At 61.4% G+C, this 4,303-nt stretch carries 4 protein-coding genes; all 4 read left to right on the top strand.

Annotated features, from left to right (window positions below; translation table 11 throughout):
* The first annotated feature begins 26 nt into the window (after nucleotides 1-26).
* A complete protein-coding gene (locus tag BLP45_RS14185; RefSeq protein WP_090373144.1) occupies nucleotides 27-1,736 on the top strand; it encodes a multiheme c-type cytochrome in 1,710 nt (569 codons plus the stop codon).
* Complete coding sequence (haoB, locus tag BLP45_RS14180) at nucleotides 1,733-2,821, top strand: hydroxylamine oxidation protein HaoB (RefSeq protein ID WP_371128765.1); 1,089 nt, start codon at nucleotides 1,733-1,735, stop codon at nucleotides 2,819-2,821. Before BLP45_RS14185 ends, haoB begins: the two co-directional genes overlap by 4 nt.
* 176 nt (nucleotides 2,822-2,997) lie before the next feature.
* The gene (gene cycA / locus BLP45_RS14175; RefSeq protein WP_090373143.1) at nucleotides 2,998-3,708 is read left to right on the top strand and encodes a cytochrome c-550 CycA; all 711 of its coding nucleotides are present in this window, start codon (nucleotides 2,998-3,000) and stop codon (nucleotides 3,706-3,708) included.
* The coding region (locus tag BLP45_RS14170; protein WP_143002454.1) for a NapC/NirT family cytochrome c at nucleotides 3,708-4,303 on the top strand (596 nt) is incomplete at its 3' end. The genes cycA and BLP45_RS14170, both read left to right, overlap by 1 nt.

Here is a 4,303-nt window from a genome sequence, read left to right as displayed (position 1 = left end):
ATTACGGCAAACAAAGGAGAAACGAAATGGTAGTCAAGCTTGGGCTGAGGCTAATGGTGCTCACATTTGGGGCGTTGATGGCGGCGACGTCCTACGCGAACTTTCCGAGTGTACCGAAAGAGACATACAAAGCGCTGAACCTGGAAGAATCGGCCACCCCTAAGCAACTGCACGAAGCGATCACCAAGCGCTACAAGGACCCGGCACAAGGTGCCGGACGCGGGACCCTGGCGCAATACTGGGAACCGGTACCCTACAGCATGTACATGGACCCTGCCTCCTTCTACAAGCCCCCCACCTCCATGAAAGAAGTGGCCGACCGGCAAGAATGCGTCAAATGCCACACCGACGAATCGCCGGTATGGGTCAACGCCTGGAAGAAGAGCAGCCACGCCAACTTAGACAAGATCCGGGCGTTAAAGCCTAACGACCCCATCTACTACAAGAAAGCCAAACTGGAAGACGTCGAGAACAACCTGCGCTCCATGAACCGGCTGGGGGCCAACGAAAAGCTCAAGGAAGTCGGCTGCATCGACTGCCACGTCGACATCAACACCAAGAAAAAAGCCGACCACATGACTGATCTGCGCATGCCCACGGCCGACGTCTGCGGCACCTGCCACCTGCAGGAATTCGCCGAGCGCGAATCCGAGCGCGACACCCTCATCTGGCCCAACAAACAATGGCCGCAGGGACGTCCCTCGCACGCCCTGGACTGGAAAGCCAACGTTGAAGTCGCCGTATTTGCCGCCATGCCCCAGCGCGAAATTGCCGAAGGCTGCAGCATGTGCCACACCAACCAGAACAAATGCGACTCCTGCCACACCCGGCATGAATTCTCCGCGGCCGAATCACGCCAGCCGGAAGCCTGCGCCACCTGCCACAGCGGAGTTGACCACAACAACTGGGAAGCCTACTCCATGAGCAAGCACGGCAAGATCGTGTCCATCATGGGAGACAAATGGAACTGGAACGTCCCCCTCAAGGACGCCTACAGCAAGGGCGGACAGACCGCGCCCACCTGCGCCGGCTGCCACTTCGAATACGAAGGCAAATACAGCCACAACGTCGTGCGCAAGATCCGCTGGGCCAACTACCCTGCCGTTCCCGGCATTGCCGAGAACATCACCAGCGAATGGTCCGAAGAGCGCCTGGACTCCTGGGTCAAGACCTGCACCCAGTGCCACTCCGAACGCTTCGCCCGCTCCTACCTGGAATTCATGGACAAAGGCACCTTGCACGGCCTGGCCAAATTCAAGGAAGCGCATGACGTGGCCGAGCAACTCTACAAGGATGGCCTGCTGACCGGACAGAAGACCAACCGTCCGGCCCCCATGGCCCCCGACAAGGAAATGTTCGCCGGCTTCACCCAGCTCTACTGGTCCAAGGACAACAACCCCGCGGCCATCGAACTCAAAGCGCTGGAAATGGGAGAAAACGACCTGCCCAAACTGCACGTTGGCCTAGCCCACGTCAACCCGGGCGGCTGGACCTACACCGAAGGCTGGGGACCGATGAACCGCGCCTACGTCGAAATCATGGACGAAAACACCAAGATCCGCGAAATGGCGGCCCTGCAGGCACGCGTGGCCAAAATGGAATCCAAGCGCAGCAGCCTGCTCGACATCGACAGCACCGGTGACAAGCTCTCGCTGGGTGGTCTGGGCGGCGGCATGCTGCTGGCCGGCACCCTCGCCTTAGCCGGCTGGCGCCGGCGCGAAAAAAGCGGGCATTGACCGTCTCCACCGCACCTTCCGCCCCCTCCCCGCATAGCGCCCACCCGGCGCCACCGGAGAGGGGACTGACCTCCAAACTCCTCCCGTCACTGGGCATCCTCCTGGTGACGGGAGGTTTATTATTGCTCGCCTGGTTTGCCTACCTCTGGTTCAACCCCGCCCCCGCCCCCTACCGCTACACCCTGGCAGCGGAAGGCGATACCGCCCAATTCAGCCAGCTGGGCCTGGACCCCTGGCCGGACCTCACCATCGCCCAGTACCAGGTGCACACCGACGGCGTGAACGAACCCATCGCCCTGGCCACCACCGCCCGGCGCGGGGATACCCCGCCGGTCCTCATCAGCTGGGAGAACCGCAGCAACGAACTGCTCATCTCGATGGACAGCAAACTGTCCGAACTGACCGCGCTTGCCAGCGCCATCAACAAGCACGCCGCCAAGGACGCCCGCATCCTCGCCTGGTGGGACACCTCGCGCCAGATCCGCCTGCTGGCCGGGCGCGACACCCTGTTCAACGCCCACCTGGGCGAACCCCTCATCATCCCCGCCCCCTGGCAGCCGCGCAGCGACTCCATCCGCCAGCACGAAGCCCGATTCTGGGGCGCCCAGGGGACAGCCGACGAACAGCGCGCCTTCCAGCGCTTCGCCGACGCCCTCGTGGCCGCGCCCGAAGCGGGAGTTGCCATCCTGCGCCAACTGGCCGGCGCCGAGACGCCGGAGGCCTACGTCGTCATCCACGTCACCGACCTCTACAAACTGGGACTGATGCGCCCCGACCACCTCGACCTGGCCTACAAGAACTTCCCCATGGAAGGCAACATGCACGGCATGATCGGCTACCTCAAGAAATGGATGCAGGAAAACAACTTCGCCACCTACACCCTGCAATCCCTCTCCGACAGCATGGTGCGCGGCTACTTCCTGCGCGACCCCGCCAGCAGCAACACCCTCATTGCCCAGATGCTGCCCTTCACCACCACCCAGCCGCTCGACTTCCAGGCCCTGCAGCTCATCTACCAGCAGGGCGGCTACTGGGTCTACAGGATCCCGCCCGCCGGCGGCGCGCCCACCCCCGGCGCTGGTTGACAGATCAGCCCACTGCTGCGGTACCAGTGGTACCAGAAAGAGTCATAGTACTGGTGCTACCCGTTTGCATAAACCAGCGATACAGTATGGATTGCCCCTGTTCGGATGCAGGCTAACGGGGTTTTTCTCACATAACAACGCAAATCAACGGATATCTTTGCCCGAAGGAGAACACCATGCGCCATTCCCTGACAATCGCCCTTGCTGCAGCTACCGTGTTTGCGGTGCTCTCTGGCACCGCCACCGCCCAATCGTTCGAAGGCCGCAAGAAATGCAGTTCGTGTCACAAGAGCCAGGCAGAATCCTGGGGTGAGACCGCTCACGCCAAGGCCATGGAATCGCTCAAGCCCAACACCAAGGCCGAGGCCAAGAAAAAGGCCAAGCTCGACCCCAAGAAGGACTACACCAAAGACAAGGACTGCGTGGGCTGTCACGTTGACGGCTGGGGCAAGGAAGGCGGCTACACCATTGCCGACCCCAACAAGTTCACTACCGGCGTGGGCTGCGAATCCTGCCACGGGCCGGGCTCCAAGTATCGCGGCATCCACCGCAAGGCCGGGGCCGCCTATGAGAAATCGAAGAAGACCGCACCGCGCCAGACACTGGCTGATGCCGGGCAGGACTTCGCCTTTGAAGAGTCGTGCAACGCCTGCCACCTGAACTACAAGGGCTCGCCCTGGAAAGGCGCCAAGGAACCGTATACCCCCTTCACCCCGGAAGTGGACAAGAAATACACCTTCGACTTCAAGAAAATGGTCAAGGACGCCAAAGCCATGCACGAGCACTACAAGTTAGACGGCACCTTCACCGGCGAGCCCAAGTTCGTATTCCATGACGACTTCCAGTCCACTGCCAAAGTGGGCGAAAAAGCGAGTACGGAAGACTAATGGCCGGCATGCGCGCAGGCGGCACCCTGCTCACCGGTGCATTGCTGGGGATCGTCATGGTGGCGGTGGTATTCGGCGGCGAGGCCGCCGTCTCCACCACTGAATTCTGCACCAGCTGCCATTCCATGTCCTACCCGGCGGAGGAGTTGAAGACCTCCTCGCACTACGGTGCGCTGGGCGCCAACCCCGGCTGCAAGGACTGCCACATTCCCCAGGGCTTCAAGAACTTCCACCTGGCGGTGGCAACGCACATCGTCGATGGCGCGCGCGAATTGTACATGGAGTTTGCCGAGGACTATTCCACCCTGGAGAAATTCAACGAGCGCCGCCTCATCATGGCGCACGATGCGCGCATGAACCTGAAGAAGTGGGACAGCAACACCTGCCGCGAATGCCACAAGAACCCGCAGCCTCCCGGTGCCGATGCCAAGGCCGCGCACAAGAAGATGGAGACCGAGGGTGCAACCTGCATCGACTGCCATCAGAACCTGGTGCACAAGGAAGCCCCCGAAACAGACCTCAATGCCAGCCGCACCCAGGGCAAGATGGTCCTCAAGGCCGAAAAGAAAGAGAAAGACGAGGATGAGGAGGAGGA

It is taken from the genome of Nitrosospira sp. Nl5, from assembly GCF_900102495.1.
GTDB lineage: Bacteria > Pseudomonadota > Gammaproteobacteria > Burkholderiales > Nitrosomonadaceae > Nitrosospira.
The sequence above is the reverse complement of the archived record's forward strand: the minus strand, read 5'-3'. Positions and strand labels throughout refer to the sequence as shown.